Genomic DNA, 17,891 nt, shown 5'->3' on the forward strand with positions numbered 1-17,891 from the left:
TTGGGGATTTGCCGTCATCACGGCTTTCGCCAGTCGTCAACGTCGCGGGAGTGAGTGGGCGCGGTGCTCACGCTGCCGATCGCCCGGTCCAAACACCCCCAAAGTGGGGGGGCCGGAGCGCCAACGAGGAGCCCTCGTCGACGGTCACAAGCTACGGCGCTTACCTTGCCGCCAAGGACGCCGGTCGCGAGCAAGACATCAAGTTTTTCGGCGACAGCCCTCGATCGAAGGCGTGCAGCTCTTGCCAACGGTGACGTTCGCCTACGTGACGCCGGGTGCCGAAGGGCTGCGGCAAGGCGATCAAGTTCCTGAACGGCGAGAAAAGACCATCACGCTTCCGATGCAGAAGATCACCAAGAAAAATGCCGCCCAGATCCTGAAGGAGAATGGGGTCTGAGACGAAGTCGTCGATGACGAGCACCTCTCCCCGTTCTACGGGGAGAGGATGCCGGCAGGCAGGTGAGGGGCAGCGCTGACCAAGGCCTGTTCACGCCAGCTTGGCCAAAAGCTTCATGAAAATGGCGGCCTCCTTGGCGGAAAGCGGCGCCAGCGTTTCCTCCGTGATGTCGCGGGCAATCGGGATCAGCCGCTCGACGGCATTGCGGCCCTCAGCAGTCAGACTGACCAGCAGGCGCCTTTTGTCGACCTCATGCTTGGAAAGCTCGACCAGGCCCCGCGCCTTGAGCCGGTCGATGACGCCTTTCACCGTCGCCGCATCCATGGCGATCAGGCTGCCAAGCTGGTTCTGCGAGGTCTCGCCGACATCGTGCAATTTGGCCAGGGCGGCGAACTGCGGCGGTGTCAGGTCGGCGATGTGCGCGGCGAAGATCGAGACATGGCGCTGGTGCGCCTTGCGCAGGATGAAGCCGACCTGCTCCTGCAAACGGTAATCGTTTTCGTCTGGCTCCTCGGCCTCGACCAGCTTGAGCTTGACGTCCTCGGCGCTCACCGCAGTCCGTCCCAAGCCTTGATGTCTTTTGCCGCAAGGCCGCCCATGCGGTCGTGCACGCGCGGGCCGCAGGTCATGGCGAGGCAGAACAGTATCTCGTCGGGACGAGGCCCGTCGCTGATGCCGACCTCCATGGCATCGAAATGGCTGCGCACATAGGCGGCGTTGATATGGCCGAGCGGCACGTCGAGCCGCGAGCCGAAGGCGCCGACCTTCTTTGCCGACGGCACGATCGCCTTGGCGTCACCGAGCCGTTCGCGCATCGCATAGCCGCCAGGCACATGCCACAGCGCACCATGCTCCAGCTCCCCCGCGATACCGACGATGGCGCCCTTGCCGTAGCCGTCGATCTGCTTCACGTCGCCGCCCAACGCGGCGATCAGCTTGTCGGAAAGCAACAGCCCGAGCGGCTTCAGATCGTCCATGGCGCTCTGCAGATCCTCCACGTAGCGGCCGGCGAACGGGTTCTTCACCACCGCCATGGCGGCGGCACGGCGGCGCGGCACCTTCGCCACCGGCCCGCCCTCGTGAAATATCTCTTCGCTCAGCACCGCAACCTTGCGGATCGCAAACTCAGACATGGGCAATTTCCTTCCTTGATTTCTCACTGGGCGCAACGAGCGCCATGGGACCGGCGATCCGTGCCTGACCGGCAAGGAACAGCGCTGAGGCGGCAATCAGGCCGTGTCCCCGAAACTCTTCGGCGACGGCGAGTCCGCTGTCCAGCGCCGCGGCTATTTCGCCTGATGAAAGCACGCCGACGCCCTGGGTGACCCGGCGATCGCCAAGGTCGCTGTCGGGCGCCAGAGCGCGCGCCGGCACGCGCTCGACGGCAGGATGACCGGGCAGGTCGACGGCGTTGGCGATCAGGGTCGCGGCGGCATCGGCTTCAGCACCCGTCCGCGCCAGCACGGTGACGGCGTCGGCGATGCCGAGCGAAAAGGAACGGCCGCGCCAGCCGCTCGTCGCGACGCCGCGGATCCCGTCTTCGGCGTGGATCGTGATGCGGTCTGCCAAACCATGGCCTGTCCCGGCAATGGCAAGGGTCATGGACCGGCCGTTGCCGAGGTGGATCGCGCTGTCGCCGCCATTGTTGACGTAGGCGCGATCGAGCCGGCGCCCGGCCAGCAGCGCGCCAAGCATTTCGTCGGCTACCGAACCGGCGACGGCGGCCATGGGTGTGATGAATTGTTCCGCCAGCGGATTGACCGCCGCTTCCATGCGCCGCGCCGTTGGGCCAGCGAAAGCACGTGGCCGCAAGGAGGCTGGCCGGCGCAATTCTGGCAGCTCTTCGACGAGTTCCGACAGGATTGTTTGAAACCGCGCCAGCGCCTGGCCATAGGCGGCGCGGCATTCGCTCGCATCGCCAAATGCCTCAATGATCAGGTCGATCGGGCCATGATTGAGATGCAGCCGCCTGCCGTCCTCAAGCCAATGCGCCTGCGGGCCGTTCATCACGTGACCCCGTTGCCCGCTGCGCGCCGCAACTGCGCCAGCGGCGGCCACGGATTGCTGGCCGGCGCAGCCGTGCCGCGGCGCGGATTGAGATATTCGCCGCCTTTGGCGAGAATGTCATGGACGCTGCGGATCTCGGCTTCGTAGCCGCCGAGCCTGACATAGTCGTCGCGGCGCAGGGTGAACTCGATCGGCGCGACCAGCGCCGGTGTCGGCACATAGCCGAAGGCGTTCTCCGGCACGCGGGTGACGTCGACCATCAGCGTGATGCCGCCGCCCGGCCAGACATAGACCGGCGCGCCGCCAACGGTCACATAAGTCGTCAGGCCCTGCACGGAGCGGGTCAGATTGACCGGGTTCTCAGTGACGCCGGCGCGCAGCGAGCCGCCGGCTCCGCCGACGAAAAGCACGGTGCACAGCGCCGGCTCGCAATTGTCCTCGATCAGGCCGACAGACTTCTGCAGTCGCTCCGGGAAAGGTTTCTGCACCGGCTTCAACTCGTCGTCGAGCTCGTAATAGGCGAACTGCTCGCCGGTGGTCGAGACCATCAGCAGCGACAGGCCGGGCCGCGCGCCCTTCTTCGCACTCCATTCGCCTAGGATCGACAGCGGGTCGGAAATGCTGGTGCCGCCCCAGCCGAGGCCGGGCTCGGAGACCTTGAAATAGCGGCCCGGGGTCGAACGGCGGCCGATGATTTTTATCCCCGTCTCCTGCCAGCCGAGCACCTTGCCTGCCTGATGCTCGGAGACGACGCCGGTGATGTGGTCGTCGACCACCACCACCTCGTCGACCAGGCCGCGCCACTGGGTGGCGAACATGCCGATCGTGGCCGAGCCGCAGCCGACGCGCATGCGGTGTTCGAGCTTGCCGTCGATGACCGGCGGCTTGCCGGCTTCGACGATCACCGTGGCACCGCCATCGATAGCAAGTTCGACCGGCTTGCGGTTGCATAGATTAAGCAGCGCATCGCAGGTGGCGCGGCCTTCGGCTTTCGAGCCGCCGGTGAGATGATGCACGCCGCCGAGCGACAGCATCTGCGAACCGTATTCGCCTGTCGTGACATGGCCGATCGCCTCGCCTCCGGCGCGCACCGTCGCCGTTTCAGGGCCGATATGACGGTCGGTATCGATCTTCACCTTGACGCCGCAGTAGGAGAAGATGCCCTCGGTTACCACGGTGACGAGATCGACGCCTTCGACCTGCTGGCTGACGATGAAAGGGGCCGGCTTGTAGTCGGGGTAGGTGGTGCCGGCGCCGATCGCGGTGACGAAGCGGCGGCCCGTGTTGACCAGTTCGCCGTCCCATTCTTCGCCCTCGGCGATAAACGGCACGACCGCGCCACCGGTCTCGGTCGCGTGGTCGAGGATGGTCAGCGGATCCATCCGCACGATCCTGCCGCCGACATTGCCGTAGCGATCACAGGCGCCGGTACGGCCGTCTGATATGTAGCACATCACCGGGCAGGCATCGCAGCGGATCTTCTCCGCCACCTGCTTCTCGCCGGGATCATGCGTTTCGAAGCGTTCGGCCAGCTCGCTCATCGGCGTGCCTCCTTGTCCCGTATCGCCGCGCGGATGCGGCTCGGCGTCGCCGGAATTTTGGTGACCAGGACACCGGTGGCATGACGGATGGCATTGAGTATCGCGGGCGCCGTCGGGATCAGCACGTGTTCGCCAAGACCCTTGGCGCCAAAGGGTCCTTCCGGATCCGGAATTTCGATCAGGATGGTCTCGATCGGCGGTACGTCGCCGATGGTCGGGATGAGATAGTCGTGCAGATTCTCGGTGCGGCCAGGGATGTATTCCTCCATCAGCGCCATGCCGATGCCTTGCGCGATGCCGCCCTCGATCTGGCCTTCGGCGAGCAGCGGATTGATCGCCTTGCCGACATCATGCGCGGCGGTGATCTTGATCAGCTTCACCGTACCGAGCTTGAGGTCGACTTCCAGTTCGGCGATCTGTGCGCCGTAGCCGTAGACCGCGTAAGGCTCGCCCTGGCCCTTGGCGTCGAGCGGCAATGTCGGCGGGTCGTAGCTTTCCTCGGCGCGGAAAACGAAGCCATCGGCATCGGCCTTCAGCGTTGACAAATCGATATGCCGGGTCGCTTCGCCCTCGCGGATGACCAGGCTTGCGCCGTCCAGAGCGATCACCGCCTTCTCCGACACGTTGGCAAAGCGCAGCATGGTCTCGCGCAAGGCGCGGCCGGCCTTTTCGGCGGCCTTGCCGGTCACGAAGGTCTGGCGCGAAGCGGACGTCTTGCCAGCGTCCGGCGTGATCGCTGTGTCGGCGCTTTTCAGCCGGAATTTTTCCAGCGGCAGGCCGAGCGCGTCGGCGCAGATCTGGGCAATGACCGTGTTCGAGCCTTGCCCGATGTCAACCGCGCCCTGATGCAGGACGACATTGCCGGAGGCGGAGATGCCGACCCTGATGGTCGACGGATTGGGTAGCGAGGTGTTGCCGCAGCCATACCAGCAAGAGGCGACACCGACGCCGCGTTTTTTTGTACTGCTGCCGGCGTTGAACAACTCGGCATCGACAAGGGCGCGCATCCAATGCGGCCGCAGCGCTTCAAGGCACTCGGCGATACCGACGCCCGATTCCAGCCTCTGGCCAGTAACCGTTTCGGAGCCGTTACGAAGGCAGTTTTTCAGGCGAAAATCGAGCCGATCCAGCCCAAGCTTTTCGGCGAGCTCGTCATAGAGCGTCTCCTGCATGATCGTCGCCTGCGGCACGCCGAAGCCGCGGAAGGCGCCGGAGATCGGGCCGTTTGTGTGGATGGCGCGGCCTTCGGCGCGATAGTTCGGCGTTGCATAGGGACCGGAGGCATGCACCGGCACGCGGTTGGCGACGGTCGGACCCCAGCTCGCATAGGCGCCGGTGTTGAAATCGCCTGCAAAGACCATGCCGATGATGCGGCCATCGGCATCGGCGCCGATCGTCGCCTTCATCTCAGCGGGATGGCGCTTCGTGGTCGAGATCATCGATTCATTGCGGGTGTAGGCGAGTGCGGCCGGCCGCCCGGTTTGCATCGCGACCAGACCGATCAGCGGCTGCAACGAAACATCGAGCTTGGAGCCGAAGCCGCCGCCGGTGGCGGTTGGCACGATGCGCACCTTGTCGACGGCAAGTGCAAGCACCTTTGCCACATCGTCGCGGTCCATGTACGGCGCCTGCGTGCAGGCGACGACGACCAGCGTGTCGCCGTCCATATAGGCATGGCCGGCTTCCGGCTCGATATAGGCGTGCTCGACGTAGGACGTGTCGATGGCGCCGGAAACCGTGAAAGCCGCGCCGGCAAGCGCGGCTTCGGGGTCACCGCGCTCGACAAAGCCTGATGTGAGCAGGTTTGCCGGCCGATTTTCGTGGATCAGCTGTGCGCCGCCGGCTTGCGCCTCGCAGGGCTGCAGAACGTGCGGCAACTCAGTCCAACGAACAGGGAAATCCGAAAGGTCGAGATCGAGCATGGCCTCGCGCTCACCGGCAACCAGCGCCACCGCCTCGCCGCGAAAGCGCGAAAAACCTTCAGCCAGCGCCGGCTGATCGGCAAAAGGCGCAATGACGCCGAAGCTGTTCTTTCCAGGAATGTCGGCAGCGGTGTAGACGCCGACGATGCCGGGATGAGCTTTTATCCAGGCGTCGAGATCGCCGAAAGCGAAGCGGGCATGATAATGCGGCGAGCGGACCACCAGCACCGCCAGCGCATCGGCCGGAAAGGAATCGCCGCCGAATTTTTCGCCTCCAGTGACTTTCGGCAGGCCGTCGAGCCTGATCGGCGACGAACCGACGGCATGGCCTGAGATTGGCATTCTGCGGTCACGGTCGAGATCCAGCCGCTTAAGTTGGTGCTGCCCCTCACCCTCACCCCGTGAAAGACGGGGAGAGGGGGACGCCCGCGCTGGAGCTTGTCCCTTCTCCCCGTCACTATACGAGGAGAAGGTGCCGGCAGGCGGATTGGGGGCAGCGCCGTCGGTCGAGAGTTCGCTCGCGAACCGTCCAGCATTCATCACCGCAGCGATGATCTTGCGGTAGCCGGTGCAGCGGCAGAGGACGCCGCCCAGTGCATCCTGTGTTTCAGCCTCGGTTGGGTTGGGCTTGCTGTCGAGAAGTGCGGTCGCCGCGACCAGCAGGCCGGGTGTGCAGATGCCGCACTGCGCTGCGCCATGATCGAGGAACGAGGCCTGCAGCGCCGATAATCTGCCGTTGGCGAGACCCTCGACGGTCGTCACCACGGTTCCAGCGGCAGAAGCCGCTGACATGAGGCAGGAGCAGACCGGTTCGCCATCGACAAGCACCGTGCAAGCGCCGCAGTCGCCGGCGTCGCAGCCGACCTTGGTGCCGGTCAGGTGCAATTCGTCGCGCAGCACCGAAGAGAGACGGCGAACCGGCGGCACGCAGACAGATACGGCGGCGCCGTTGACCTTGAAAGCGATGTCGGCGCGTTCCATGCTCATGTCAGGCTGAGCCTCGCTCATGTCAGGCTGAGCTTCGCTCATGCTAGCCTGAGCCATGCTCATGCCAGGCTGAGCTCCGCTGATGCCAGGCTGAGCTTCGGTCATGTCAGGTTGAGCTTGGTTCATGCCGCCGCCACCCTTGCCGTAGGCATATGGCCCGCGGCATCTAGTACGGCGCGGACGACGATCTCACGCGCGGCGTCCAGCCGGTATTCGGCGCTGCCGCGGACATCGCCGATCGGCGACAGCTCGTCCATCGGTGCGGACTGGATCGCGGTGGCGAGAGCGTGGTCGACTGGGAGCCCCCGCAAGGCTGCTTCGACGCCCAAGAGACGCTTGGCGACAACGGAGCAGGAGCCGACGGCGACGGCAGCATTGCCGACGATGCCGCCCTCAACGGTCAGGCGGGCGGCCGCCATGGCTATGGAAATGACGAGATAGCGACGCGCGCCGAGTTTTACGAAAGCCGACGCCCCGGTGGCCGCGTTTTTCGGCACGCGGATGGCGGTGACCATTTCGCCCGGCTGCAGTTCCGTGCGGCGGTTTCCCAGGATGAACTTTTGCAGCGGCAGATGGCGGACCATCGCCGTCGAGCGCAGTTCGACCTCGGCGTCGAGAATGAGCAGAGCCGGCACGCCATCGGCGGCCGGGGAGGCATTGCAGAGATTGCCGGCGATGGAGGCGACGTTCTGGATCTGCACGGACCCGACTTCACGCGCCGCCTGCTTCAGCGCATCGAAAGCCGCCGGCAGCGGATGACGGACAAGATCAGTCCACGTCGTGCGCGCACCGATGACCCAATGGTCCTCGGTTTCGGCGATACCACGCAGCGCCGCCAGACCGTTGATGTCGAGGACATTCTCGCGGAAAGGCTTGGCCCCTTGTGCCGGGTAGAAATCGGTGCCGCCGGCAAGGATGCGCCATGAAGCCTCGCCAAGCAAAGCGAGAGCCTCGTCGACGGTGGTGGGTTTCGCGTAACGGATCACGCTTTGCCTTCCCAGAAATAGGGATCCTTCCGGCACTCGGGCCGGTCAAATTCATTCGTATGCAAATGATATCAAGCCGGCAAGATTTGTCAAAGCCAGAGTTTGGGGCCGCTCTCCGCCTCGGCGCAGCGGCACGCATTTGTTATACCGTTGGAGGTTGACGCAGCCGGCCATCTGGTCGAGTTTCTCCATCCGGTCGCGTTAGCGGCATTTTTCGGTGGGGCCTGGCTTCGAACACCGGATTCCACGTTTCGGCAGACTTCCGGTTCGGGTCATGCCTCCGGACAAACAAGAGGGAGGCTCCATGGCCGACGAAGCGCTTGTCATCATCGACCTGCAGAACGATTTCTGCCCGGGCGGCGCGCTGGCGGTGGCCGGCGGCGACGAGATCGTGCCGCTGGTCAACGACCTGATCCGGCGGACCGAACATGTCGTGCTGACGCAGGACTGGCATCCCGCCGGCCATTCGAGCTTTGCCTCCAGTCATCCCGGCAAGAAGCCGTTCGAGACGATCGAGATGCCTTACGGCCAGCAGACGCTGTGGCCGGACCACTGCATCCAGGGCAGCCTAGGCTCGGACTTTCACTCCGGCCTCGCCTGGACCAAGGCCGAACTGGTCATCCGCAAGGGCTTCCGGCCGGCGATCGACAGCTATTCGGCCTTCTTCGAGAACGACCATACGACGCCGACCGGTCTTGCCGGCCATCTTAGGGAGCGCGGCATCGACACGCTGACCCTGGTTGGTCTCGCGACCGATTTCTGTGTCGCCTTTTCGGCGCTCGATGCGGTCAAGCAGGGCTTCCACACAACAGTGCGGCTCGACGCCTGCCGCGGCATTAATCTCAACGGGTCCGTCGAGACGATGCTGAATCGGATGCGCGATGCCGGCGTGACGCTGGCTTGAACATCACCAATCGCATCCGACACAATTCCAGAGGGGGCTTTATGCGGTTTGCGGCGGCTTTGACGGCGGGCGCAGTGGTGGCAGTCGCAACCCTGTTTCCGGGAATAGCGCTCGCAGCCGAGGCCCACCAGTTGCCGGGCCAAACAATGTCGCTGTGGTGGGCGCTGCCCTTTGCCGGCCTGCTTCTGTCGATCGCCACCGGACCATTGCTCTTCCACCATGTCTGGGAGCATCACTACGGCAAGATCACCTTCTTCTGGGCGGCGCTCGCGGTCGTGCCGCTGGCGGTGGCGTTCGGCATGCCTTCGGCCACAGAGGCGGTATTGCACGCACTGCTGACCGAATACATGTCGTTCATCATTCTTCTGTTTGCGCTGTTCACCATTTCAGGCGGCATCCTCGTCGCCGGCAACATCCATGGCACGCCGCTGGTGAATGCCGGATTGCTGCTGATCGGGGCGATGCTCGCCTCAGTCATCGGCACGACCGGCGCCTCGATGATCCTGATCCGGCCGATCCTGCGCGCCAATGACAACCGGGCGTTCAATGCCCATGTCGTCATCTTCTTCATTTTCCTGGTGTCCAACATCGGCGGGTCGCTGACGCCGCTCGGGGACCCGCCGCTGTTCGTCGGCTTTCTGCGCGGCGTCGATTTCTTCTGGACCACCACCAACCTCTATCAGGAGACACTGTTCGTCGGCGGCCTGGTGCTGGCCGTCTTCCTGGCCATGGACATCATCCTGCATCGCCGCGAGGCCGGCGCGCCGAAGATCAAGGATCCGACACCGGACACGAAGGTGCGCATCCGCGGCCTGCCCAACGTCCCGCTGCTGGCCGGGGTCATCGGCGCGATCCTGCTTTCCGCGACCTGGAAGCCGGGCGTGGCTTTCTCCTTCCACGGTGTGAGCCTTGAATTGCAGAACCTCGTGCGCGACGCCGTCATCCTGGCGCTTGCCTTCCTTTCGCTCGGCGTCTCGCCCAAGAGCCACAGGCAGGCGAACAACTTCCACTGGGAGCCGATCGCCGAAGTGGCTAAACTATTTGCCGGCATCTTCATCTGCATCGTGCCGGTCATCGCCATTCTCAGGGCCGGCCCCGACGGCGCGCTGGCACCGCTGGTCTCGCTTGTCAGCTCGCCGACGGGCGAGCCAAACGACCTCGCTTATTTCTGGATGACCGGAGCGCTGTCATCCTTCCTCGACAATGCGCCGACCTATCTGGTGTTCTTCGAGCTCGCCGGCGGCGATCCACAGCATCTGATGACCACCTTCGCCTCCACGCTGGCGGCGATCTCGGCCGGCGCGGTGTTCATGGGCGCCAACACCTATATCGGCAATGCGCCGAACTTCATGGTCTACGCGATTGCCAGACATCGCGGCGTCAAGATGCCGGGCTTCTTCGGCTACATGGCATGGTCGGGCGCGGTGCTGATCCCGATATTCCTGATCGCGGGTTTTCTGTTCTTTGGCTGATCAACCCACGCCGACATAGCGGCGGACCGCCGACGGATCGGCGCGGAGCTCCTCGACATCGACGGTCTCGCGGTTGCGACCGTTCTCAATGAACGAGACCCGGTCGGCGACGGATAGCACGGCATCGACCCGCTGCTCGACCAGGATCGTCGAGACGCCAAGATTGCGCAGCTTCGACACGGTCTCACGGATCCTGGCGATCATCGACGGCATCAGCCCTTCGGTCGGCTCGTCGAGTAGAAGCACCTGCGGTTCGAGACACAGGGCCCGCGCCATAGCCAGCATCTGCTGCTCGCCGCCCGACAGCGTGCCGGAGCGCTGTCTGAGCCGCTGACGCAGCAGCGGAAAAAGGTCGAGCACGTTTTCGCGCGTCGTCTTGCCCTTGCCGCGGGCCATCAGGCCGATCTCGATGTTTTCAGCCACCGTCATCTCGGCGAACAGCCGCCGGCCCTGCGGCACATAGGCGACGCCGGCCTTCGGCACGTCATGCGCCAGCATGCCAGTCAACTCCTTGCCGTCGAGCCTGATCGAGCCGGCGCGTGAGGGAACGAGGCCCATGATCGCCTTCAGCGTCGTCGTCTTGCCGGCGCCGTTGCGGCCAAACAGGCAAAGCACCTCGCCTTTGTTCAACACGAGGTCGAGGCCGTAGAGCACCTGGACCTCGCCGTAGAAGCAGTCGAGCCCGGAGATGGTCAGTGCTTCAGACCGTGTTTCAGTCATGGGGCGGTCCCCAGGTAGGCGTCCTGCACTTCGGCATTGGCACGGACCTGCTCGGGCGAGCCTTCGGCCAGGATCTTGCCGGCGTTGAAGACGGTGATGCGGTCGGCAAGCTGCATCACCACCGGCATGTTGTGTTCGATCAGAAGCACAGTCGCGCTTTTGGCGATCTCGCGCACCAGCCCGATGAAATTGTCGATCTCGCTGTCGGCCAGCCCCTGCGTCGGCTCGTCAAGAATCAGCAGGCGCGGTTTTAGCGCGAGCCCCATCGCCACTTCGAGCAGGCGCTGATGGCCATAGGACAATTGCCCGGCCGGCATGTGGGCGCGGTCGGCAAGGCCGGTGCGCTCCAACGCCGCCATGACGCCGGCATGCACGGCACCTTTCGAGCGGCCACCGGTCAGCGTGCGCTGCACTGGCAGTGCGACGTTGTCGTAAGCGGTGAGGTTGGCAAAGACGCTGGTGATCTGGAAGGTGTAGGCAATGCCAAGGCGGACCCTGGCGTAGGCCGGCAGGCTGGTGATGTCGGCGCCGTCGAAGACGATCATGCCCGAGGACGGCTGGATGCGGCCGCTGACCAGGCTGACGAAGGTGGTCTTGCCGGCGCCATTGGGGCCGATGACGGCGCGAATCTCGCCGGGCATGAGGGCGAATTCGACACCGTCGACGGCGCGCAGGCCGCCGAAATTGCGGGACAGGCCCTTGGTCGTCAGCAGCGGCATCATGGCAGCCATCCAAGCCAGCGCTGGCGGACGGTGCCGAGAATGCCCCTGGGGAAGAACAGCACCAGCAGGATGAGGGCGATGCCGACGATCAGCAGATAGGCCGAGGTGTAGCCGCTGGTGATGTCGACGACATAGTACATGAACAGGGTGCCGATCAGCGGACCGAGCGTGGTCGCAGCACCGCCGAGCAGCACCCAGAGCAGCGGTAGGATGGAATATTGCACCGAGGCGAAGGTTGAGCCGACATAACCGAACAGCAGCGCGTAGGCGGCGCCCGAAGCCGCGCAGATCGTGCCGGAGACTACGACCGCGGCGAGCTTGTTGGAAAACGTGTCGTAGCCGAGCATCTTGGTCCGCTCCTCGTTTTCGCGAATGGCGACCAGCACACGGCCATACCTGGAGCGGACGATAACGAGCGCCACCAGCAGCACGATCGAGAACAGGGCGAGCGCGCTCATGTAGCGCACGGTCGGGTCGGTGAGGCCGAGCGACGTGTCGCCCAAAACAAGCACACGCGCCGACTGCGGCACGACCAGGCCCTGATCGCCGCCGGTCCAGGCCGCGAAATAGAGGATTATGAGATAGAATACCTGCGCGAACATCATGGTGACAATCATGAAGGCAACGCCGGAAGTACGCAGCGCCAGCACCCCGATCACCAGCGCGAGAAGCGCGCCGCATGCAAGGCCGGCGGCGAAGGCGGCCGGCACGCTCCAGCCGAGATGGATGACGGCAAGGCCTGCGCCATAGAGTCCAGCCGAAAAGAACATGGCATGTCCGAGGCTGAGCAGCCCGACATAGCCGAACAGCATGTTGTAGCCGATGGCGAAAACCGCCAGCACCATGATGCGGGCGAGCAGCCCGTGGTGATATTCCGGCAGGACGAAGCTTAGGGCGAAAAACAGCGCGATGACGCCCACATGCAACGCATAGGCTTTTACCGGTGAAGCCTCCTTCATCGCGATGCCGTCCCGAACAGGCCTTGCGGCCGGAACACCAGCACCATGGCAACCAGTAGCGTGGCGATGATCTTGGCCAGAGTCGGCGAGAAAAACACCGAGATGATGCCGTCCGACAAGCCGATGAGCACGGCAGCGACGACGGTGCCGCGCAGCGAGCCGAGCCCGCCGATGATGACGACGATGAAGGACAGCAGCAGCGGGTCCTGTCCCATAAGATAGTGCGCCTGGCTGATCGGCACGATCAGCACGGCGGCCACCGCGGCCAGCATGGCGCCGAGCGCGAAGACGCCGGCATAGACGCGGTCGACCGGAATGCCGAAGGCCTGCGCCGTCTCGCGGTCATATTGCGTGGCGCGCATGACGAGGCCGATTTTCGTACGCGTCAGCACGAACCACGTCGCGACCAGCAGAAGCGCCGATGCGGCGATGATCGACAGCTTGTAGCCGGAGTAGCCGAACCACGGCAAAAGGATGCGATAGCTGAAGGGCGGCTCCACGGGCCGTGCCTCCGGACCGTAGAAGGTCAGCGCCAGTTGCTGGATGATGTAGAGCATGCCGATGGTGGCGACGATGGTGGCCTCCGGATTGTAGTTCAGCCGGCGCAACACCAGCCGTTCGGAGACGAGCGCGATCAGACCGACGATCAGCGGCCCCAGCACGAGGGCGGCCAGGAAGCCGACCGCCGGATGGCCTGATATCGCCGTGGAGATCGCCCAGGCAAGCACCGCGCCGAGCATGAAGAACTCGCCATGGGCGACATTGACGACGCGCATGACGCCGAACACCAGCGACAGGCCAAGCGCCGTCAGCGCCAGCACGGCGGAGGTGACGAGGCCTTCGAGGGCGGCGAGGAGGAGGTGGGGTCCGAAGGCCATTATGCGCTGGCAGGTGCGAGAAGCACCCCCCTCTGTGGGGAGATGTCCGGCAGGACAGAGGGGGGTGGCTCGAAGCGCACTACGGCTAAAACAGCTAAGCTCACAGCGCCTGGGTCGTGTAATCCCCTTCCGGCTCATAGAGGCCGTCCTCGATCTTGGTCTTGTGGACGACGTTCAGCCGGCCGCCTTCGACCTTGGAGATGTTCTGGATGCCAAAACACTGATGGATCTTGCCGTTGAAGGTCTTCGGCCCTTGCGGATGCTCGGGGCCCTCGGCGAACTCGGTCAAGGCCTCGGTCGCTTCGACCAGCTTGGCGCGGTCTTCCGGACCCTTGTAGCCGGCATCCTCCATCGCCTTCTTGACGACATAGAGCGTTTCCCAGCAGCCGAACATGTGCGCGGCAGTGGAGACATCCTTCGGATCGCCGACGGCAGCGCCATTGTCGTCGATGCCCACGGCGGCGCGATAGGCCTTCTGCGCGGCGGAATCATTGGGCTGAGCGTAGCGCGGCGAGCCTTCCCAGAAATGGCTGCCGTCGAGGAATTCGAGCCCGGGGCTGTTGATGTCGGTGGCTTCGAGCGAATCGATGAAGCCGAACAGCTGCGGCCGGTTGGAGCCATAGAACTCGCCGAGTTCCTTGACGAAGGTGAGCACCGCCGGACCGACCATGACGTGGTAGATCACCTCGGTCTCGGCTGGGATCTGCGGGAAGTATTTGGTGAAGGACGATTCCGTCGGCGGGATGGCGATCTGGGCAATGACTTCGGCGCCTTGCGCCTTCAGCGCCGGCGGCAGATAGTCGCGATGGTCGTAGCCGAAGGCGAAATCTGGGAATATCTGCGTCACCTTCTTGCCGGCATTCGCCGCGATCCAGGGCGCCATCGCTTGGATCTGGCTCTTCACGTCGGTGATGCCGGGCTGGAAGACGTAGCGGTTGAGCTTGGTCGAGGCGACGTGGTGGCCTTCGCTGACGACGAAATAGGGCATCTTGGCCTCGCCGGCGGCCGGCGCCGAGCCGATGACGACATGCGAAAACAGCGTGCCGTAGACGATGTCGGTCTTGTGCTGGGTGGCGAATTTGCCGACCACTTCGGCGCCGCGGCCGGGATCGGTGCCGTCATCCTCGATGATCACCTCGACCGGCCGGCCGTTGATGCCGCCGGCTTCGTTGATCGCCTTGACCGCGGCGGCGGTGGTCCTCTCGTACCAGCGACCATAGGCGGCGCCGATGCCGGTGCGGTGGGACTGGAAGCCGATCTTTATCGGCGCCGAGCTCTGCGCCTGGCTATAACGCACGAACCCAGGCGCGACGGCAAGGCCGGCGCCTGCGGCCAACCCCTTTAGCGCCGTGCGGCGGGTGAGACCGGTTTTGGAGAGATCTAAAAACCCATTCTTGTCAGTCACGGCAGTTCCCCTTGTTTTGAGTTTTGACCAATGGCTGTAGCGAAGCGGGCCACTCTGGTAAGAGCGCCGAAATTGCATGTGTACAAACTAAATCATCAAAGCCCTGGTGTGGCAAGCGGGCTTTCCCCAACGTTCAATCGACGCCCTCGAGCCGGGCTTTTGTCTCATCCGACTGAAGGCGTGGCAAGTAACCACAGGCCGAAGACCGTATAGGCGATCATCAGCACGGTGAGCGGAAACTGGCTGAGCGCGGCGCGAGCGGGAACCGGGTGCAATCGCCAGGCGAGGCCATGGGCAACGAGCACGGCGAGCATGTGGCCGGCGATGATGACGCCGGCCTGGAGATTCCACAGCCACCATGCCGAGCCGGCGCCAGCCGCCACGCCGGCTTCGATCTGCATGCCGGCGGTGCCGAGCAGGTTCCAGCCCAGCGCAAACGGGTCGGAAAGAGCGGCGATGGCGTATTGGCCATCGACCAGCAGCGCCGTCAGGTAATGCGCGACATGGTAGGCGAGCGCGATCGGCACGATCGACCAGACCAGCAGCCCTGCGGCCTGACTGAGGGAATGCGGGCTGCCGGCAAGACGCTGGCCAAGGACAATGGCAAGGATGAACGCGGCTGCAAGCAAGACGAACGTCAGCACGAGCCCGAAGGTGCCGATGCCGATCACCGCCGTGCGGCCCGGAAACTCCAGCGGATTGAGGCCGAACAGGCCGAGCCAAAAGAAGGTTTTCGACAGGCCATCGAAGGAGACCGACGACAGCGCAAGCAGCAGGAAAGCAATGCCGCTGAGCGACAGCGGCGCGGCATCGCTGAGCGTGGCGCCCGGCCAACACAGACTGAGCCGACCGCCTTCACTGCGCTCGACTTCATTGCGCTCAAGGAGGGCGAATCGTGCAATCATGGCGAAGAAGACGGCCAGGAACTCGCCTCGCCGGCTCCAGTCGCGGTAGCCGAACACCAGCATGGCGGCAAAACTCAGCAGCCAATAGAAACCGACGGCCCAGGCGAGCCGCGCCGGATCGTCGGGCGCCGGGTCGATCAGCTCGAACCAGGCGAAGGCGAAGAACAGCACGACGGCCGGCCAGCAGCCAAGCCACAGAGGCGGGCGCCATGTCTGCCGCTTGCCGAACAGGCGGGAAATGACACGCCAAGGCCCGTACCATGGGTTTAGCCATGACCAGAGATTGCCGAGCAGCCCCTGCAGCAAAACCAGCCCAACCCAGAGCAGCGTCCAGATGGCCAGCGGCAGCGGGTTGGAAAGCGGATCGCGGCTGCCGAACAAGCCGGCCGCAATAAGAATTGCAAAGCCGGCAAAGGATATCAGGCTGACGATTGCCCGTGCGCCGTTGCCGAATGCGAAAAGCGGCAGGCGCCGCCGCCAGAAGCGGGCGGGAAAGTCTGACGGCAGCAGCGCCAGGACGAGAAAGCTGGCGGCAACGGCAAGCGCGCCGCCGGCGACGTAGTAGCCCGTCGGCAGAAGCAGGACGTGGCCGCGATCGGAGGCATGGGCAAAGGCCGGGGTGGGCGCGAGGAGGATCAATGAAGCCGCAAAGGGTATTGCTATTGCCAACCGGCAGCGCACTACGGCGAAGGAACTCATGCTATCCAAGAGTTCCCTCGCCCCTCACACCTTGACCAGCTGCTCCACGCGGTCTTTCTCGCCAAATATACGCAAATAGCGTTCGATCTCTTTCTCGTCGCCGGTGGCCTTGGCTGGATTATCGGAGAGCTTGACCGCCGGGCGGCCATTGGCCTCGGTGACCTTGCAGACCAGCGAGATGGCGTCGAGCCGGTTGGTGTTGGTCGGCGCGCAACCTTCGAAATCATTGGTCAGGTTGGTGCCCCAGCCGAAGGACATGCGCACCTTGCCGCGGAAGTGGCGGTAGGTTTCCTCGATGGTCTCGACCTCGAGCCCGTCGGAGAAGATGAGCAGCTTTTGCCTGGGGTCCTTGCCCTTTTCACGCCACCAGGAAAGGATCTTCTCGCCGCCCTCGATCGGCGGCGCGCTGTCGGGCCGAAAGCCGGTCCAGTCGGCGACCCAGTCCGGCGCATCGCGCAGAAACGAAGCGGTGCCGAAAGCATCGGGCAGCACGATCAGCAGATTGCCGCCATAGTAGCGCTGCCAGTCCTGCAGCACCTTGTAGGGCGACTGCTTCAAGTCCTTTTCGGAATTGGCGAGGGCGGCGAGCACCATCGGCAATTCATGCGCATTGGTGCCGAGCGCCTCGAGGTCGTTATCCATGGCCAAAAGCACGTTGGAGGTGCCGGTGAAAGCCTCGCCGATGCCTTCCTTCAGCGCTTCGACGCACCAGCGCTGCCACAGGAAGGAATGGCGGCGGCGCGTGCCGAAGTCCGAAATGCGGATATCCGGCAGCGCTTTCAGCCGCTCCGTCTTAGCCCACATTTTGGCCTTGGCGCGGGCATAGAGCACGTCGAGCGCGAACGGACCGAGCGCCCGCATGGCCGCGCGGGATCGGAGTTCATTGATAATTGCCAGGGCCGGGATCTCCCACAGCGTTGTGTACATCCACGGACCGCTGAAAGTGAGCTCGTACTGACCATCGCGCTTGGAAAGCACGTATTCCGGCAGCTGGAAATTTTCAAGCCAGGCGAGGAATTCCGGTTCGAAGATCTGCTTGCGGCCATAGAAGGTATTGCCGCCGAGCCAGATCATCTCTTTCTTGGAGAAGCGCAAGGTGCGGGCATGGTCGAGCTGATCGCGCAGTTCCGCCTCGTCGATCTCGTCGGCAAGGCGAACCGAAGTGGTGCGGTTGATCAGCGAGAAGGTGGTGTCGATCTTGGGATACATGCCCCAGATCATCTGCAGCATCAGCAGCTTGTAGAAATCGGTGTCGAGCAGGCTGCGGACGATCGGATCGAGCTTCCAGGTGTGGTTGTAGACGCGCCGCGCTATATCGGTCTTGGTCATGTCTCGATGCCGCCTTCACTGCTCGCTCCTAGACCGGTTCAGTTTCTGGATAGCAACG

15 protein-coding genes and 1 pseudogene are annotated in these 17,891 nt (G+C 64.1%); 3 read left to right on the forward strand and 13 right to left on the reverse strand.

Going from position 1 to position 17,891, the window contains the following annotated elements; genetic code table 11:
* Window positions 1-149: 149 nt before the first annotated feature.
* Window positions 150-397 (forward strand): annotated as a pseudogene (locus A9K68_RS02650) (sugar ABC transporter substrate-binding protein); the annotation flags it as partial.
* A gap of 90 nt (window positions 398-487) precedes the next feature.
* Here the strand turns inward: A9K68_RS02650 and A9K68_RS02655 are convergent.
* From A9K68_RS02655 to A9K68_RS02680, 6 genes are all read right to left on the reverse strand, one after another.
* Entirely contained in the window at window positions 488-949 is a 462-nt protein-coding gene (locus tag A9K68_RS02655; protein WP_065011628.1) for a MarR family transcriptional regulator, read from the reverse strand.
* Window positions 946-1,530, reverse strand: coding sequence for an amino acid synthesis family protein (locus A9K68_RS02660; RefSeq protein WP_029347243.1), 585 nt, complete (start codon window positions 1,528-1,530; stop codon window positions 946-948). Before A9K68_RS02660 ends, A9K68_RS02655 begins: the two co-directional genes overlap by 4 nt.
* Window positions 1,523-2,404 carry a thiamine biosynthesis protein ApbE gene (locus A9K68_RS02665; RefSeq protein ID WP_065011629.1) on the reverse strand — a complete coding sequence of 294 codons (882 nt, stop codon included), beginning with the start codon at window positions 2,402-2,404 and terminating at the stop codon, window positions 1,523-1,525. Before A9K68_RS02665 ends, A9K68_RS02660 begins: the two co-directional genes overlap by 8 nt.
* On the reverse strand, window positions 2,404-3,945 hold the full coding sequence (locus A9K68_RS02670; RefSeq protein WP_065011630.1) for a 6-hydroxynicotinate reductase: 1,542 nt from the start codon (window positions 3,943-3,945) through the stop codon (window positions 2,404-2,406). The genes A9K68_RS02665 and A9K68_RS02670 overlap by 1 nt, the downstream gene beginning before the upstream one ends.
* Window positions 3,942-6,896 (reverse strand): molybdopterin-dependent oxidoreductase, encoded by a 2,955-nt coding sequence (locus tag A9K68_RS02675; RefSeq protein ID WP_246811283.1) that lies wholly within the window; start codon window positions 6,894-6,896, stop codon window positions 3,942-3,944. Before A9K68_RS02675 ends, A9K68_RS02670 begins: the two co-directional genes overlap by 4 nt.
* 80 nt (window positions 6,897-6,976) lie before the next feature.
* Window positions 6,977-7,840, reverse strand: coding sequence for a xanthine dehydrogenase family protein subunit M (locus tag A9K68_RS02680; protein WP_065011632.1), 864 nt, complete (start codon window positions 7,838-7,840; stop codon window positions 6,977-6,979).
* 304 nt (window positions 7,841-8,144) lie between these two features.
* Between A9K68_RS02680 and pncA the strand changes: the two genes are divergently transcribed.
* Window positions 8,145-8,744, forward strand: a complete 600-nt coding sequence (gene pncA, locus A9K68_RS02685) for a bifunctional nicotinamidase/pyrazinamidase (protein ID WP_029347234.1) — start codon at window positions 8,145-8,147, stop codon at window positions 8,742-8,744.
* A gap of 41 nt (window positions 8,745-8,785) precedes the next feature.
* Window positions 8,786-10,216: a sodium:proton antiporter gene (locus A9K68_RS02690; protein ID WP_065011633.1), complete on the forward strand. Its 1,431-nt coding sequence runs from the start codon at window positions 8,786-8,788 to the stop codon at window positions 10,214-10,216.
* On the opposite strand, the gene A9K68_RS02695 is transcribed toward A9K68_RS02690, so the two are convergent.
* From A9K68_RS02695 to pncB, 7 genes are all read right to left on the reverse strand, one after another.
* Window positions 10,217-10,936 (reverse strand): ABC transporter ATP-binding protein, encoded by a 720-nt coding sequence (locus A9K68_RS02695; protein WP_065011634.1) that lies wholly within the window; start codon window positions 10,934-10,936, stop codon window positions 10,217-10,219.
* Window positions 10,933-11,658: an ABC transporter ATP-binding protein gene (locus A9K68_RS02700; RefSeq protein WP_065011700.1), complete on the reverse strand. Its 726-nt coding sequence runs from the start codon at window positions 11,656-11,658 to the stop codon at window positions 10,933-10,935. Before A9K68_RS02700 ends, A9K68_RS02695 begins: the two co-directional genes overlap by 4 nt.
* Entirely contained in the window at window positions 11,655-12,617 is a 963-nt protein-coding gene (locus A9K68_RS02705) for a branched-chain amino acid ABC transporter permease (protein WP_065011635.1), read from the reverse strand. The genes A9K68_RS02700 and A9K68_RS02705 overlap by 4 nt, the downstream gene beginning before the upstream one ends.
* Complete coding sequence (locus A9K68_RS02710) at window positions 12,614-13,495, reverse strand: branched-chain amino acid ABC transporter permease (RefSeq protein WP_029347224.1); 882 nt, start codon at window positions 13,493-13,495, stop codon at window positions 12,614-12,616. Before A9K68_RS02710 ends, A9K68_RS02705 begins: the two co-directional genes overlap by 4 nt.
* 100 nt (window positions 13,496-13,595) lie before the next feature.
* Window positions 13,596-14,900: an ABC transporter substrate-binding protein gene (locus tag A9K68_RS02715; RefSeq protein ID WP_029347223.1), complete on the reverse strand. Its 1,305-nt coding sequence runs from the start codon at window positions 14,898-14,900 to the stop codon at window positions 13,596-13,598.
* Between the two features lie 164 nt (window positions 14,901-15,064).
* Window positions 15,065-16,504, reverse strand: coding sequence for a hypothetical protein (locus A9K68_RS02720; RefSeq protein ID WP_065011636.1), 1,440 nt, complete (start codon window positions 16,502-16,504; stop codon window positions 15,065-15,067).
* A gap of 24 nt (window positions 16,505-16,528) precedes the next feature.
* The gene (gene pncB / locus A9K68_RS02725) at window positions 16,529-17,833 is read right to left on the reverse strand and encodes a nicotinate phosphoribosyltransferase (protein WP_065011637.1); all 1,305 of its coding nucleotides are present in this window, start codon (window positions 17,831-17,833) and stop codon (window positions 16,529-16,531) included.
* Window positions 17,834-17,891: the final 58 nt, after the last annotated feature.

Origin of the sequence: Mesorhizobium sp. AA22 (genome assembly GCF_001672375.2) — a bacterium.
GTDB lineage: Bacteria > Pseudomonadota > Alphaproteobacteria > Rhizobiales > Rhizobiaceae > Mesorhizobium > Mesorhizobium wenxiniae.

What these genes read in the sequence shown, in the direction of transcription:
- A9K68_RS02705 (WP_065011635.1), bottom strand. Translation starts at nt 12,617, where the DNA reads ATGAAGGAGGCTTCACCGGTAAAAGCCTATGCGTTGCATGTGGGCGTC.
- pncA (WP_029347234.1), top strand. Translation starts at nt 8,145, where the DNA reads ATGGCCGACGAAGCGCTTGTCATCATCGACCTGCAGAACGATTTCTGC.
- A9K68_RS02690 (WP_065011633.1), top strand. Translation starts at nt 8,786, where the DNA reads ATGCGGTTTGCGGCGGCTTTGACGGCGGGCGCAGTGGTGGCAGTCGCA.
- A9K68_RS02700 (WP_065011700.1), bottom strand. Translation starts at nt 11,658, where the DNA reads ATGATGCCGCTGCTGACGACCAAGGGCCTGTCCCGCAATTTCGGCGGC.
- A9K68_RS02665 (WP_065011629.1), bottom strand. Translation starts at nt 2,404, where the DNA reads ATGAACGGCCCGCAGGCGCATTGGCTTGAGGACGGCAGGCGGCTGCAT.
- A9K68_RS02720 (WP_065011636.1), bottom strand. Translation starts at nt 16,504, where the DNA reads ATGAGTTCCTTCGCCGTAGTGCGCTGCCGGTTGGCAATAGCAATACCC.
- A9K68_RS02710 (WP_029347224.1), bottom strand. Translation starts at nt 13,495, where the DNA reads ATGGCCTTCGGACCCCACCTCCTCCTCGCCGCCCTCGAAGGCCTCGTC.
- A9K68_RS02695 (WP_065011634.1), bottom strand. Translation starts at nt 10,936, where the DNA reads ATGACTGAAACACGGTCTGAAGCACTGACCATCTCCGGGCTCGACTGC.
- A9K68_RS02670 (WP_065011630.1), bottom strand. Translation starts at nt 3,945, where the DNA reads ATGAGCGAGCTGGCCGAACGCTTCGAAACGCATGATCCCGGCGAGAAG.
- A9K68_RS02660 (WP_029347243.1), bottom strand. Translation starts at nt 1,530, where the DNA reads ATGTCTGAGTTTGCGATCCGCAAGGTTGCGGTGCTGAGCGAAGAGATA.
- A9K68_RS02675 (WP_246811283.1), bottom strand. Translation starts at nt 6,896, where the DNA reads ATGAGCGAAGCTCAGCCTGACATGAGCGAGGCTCAGCCTGACATGAGC.
- pncB (WP_065011637.1), bottom strand. Translation starts at nt 17,833, where the DNA reads ATGACCAAGACCGATATAGCGCGGCGCGTCTACAACCACACCTGGAAG.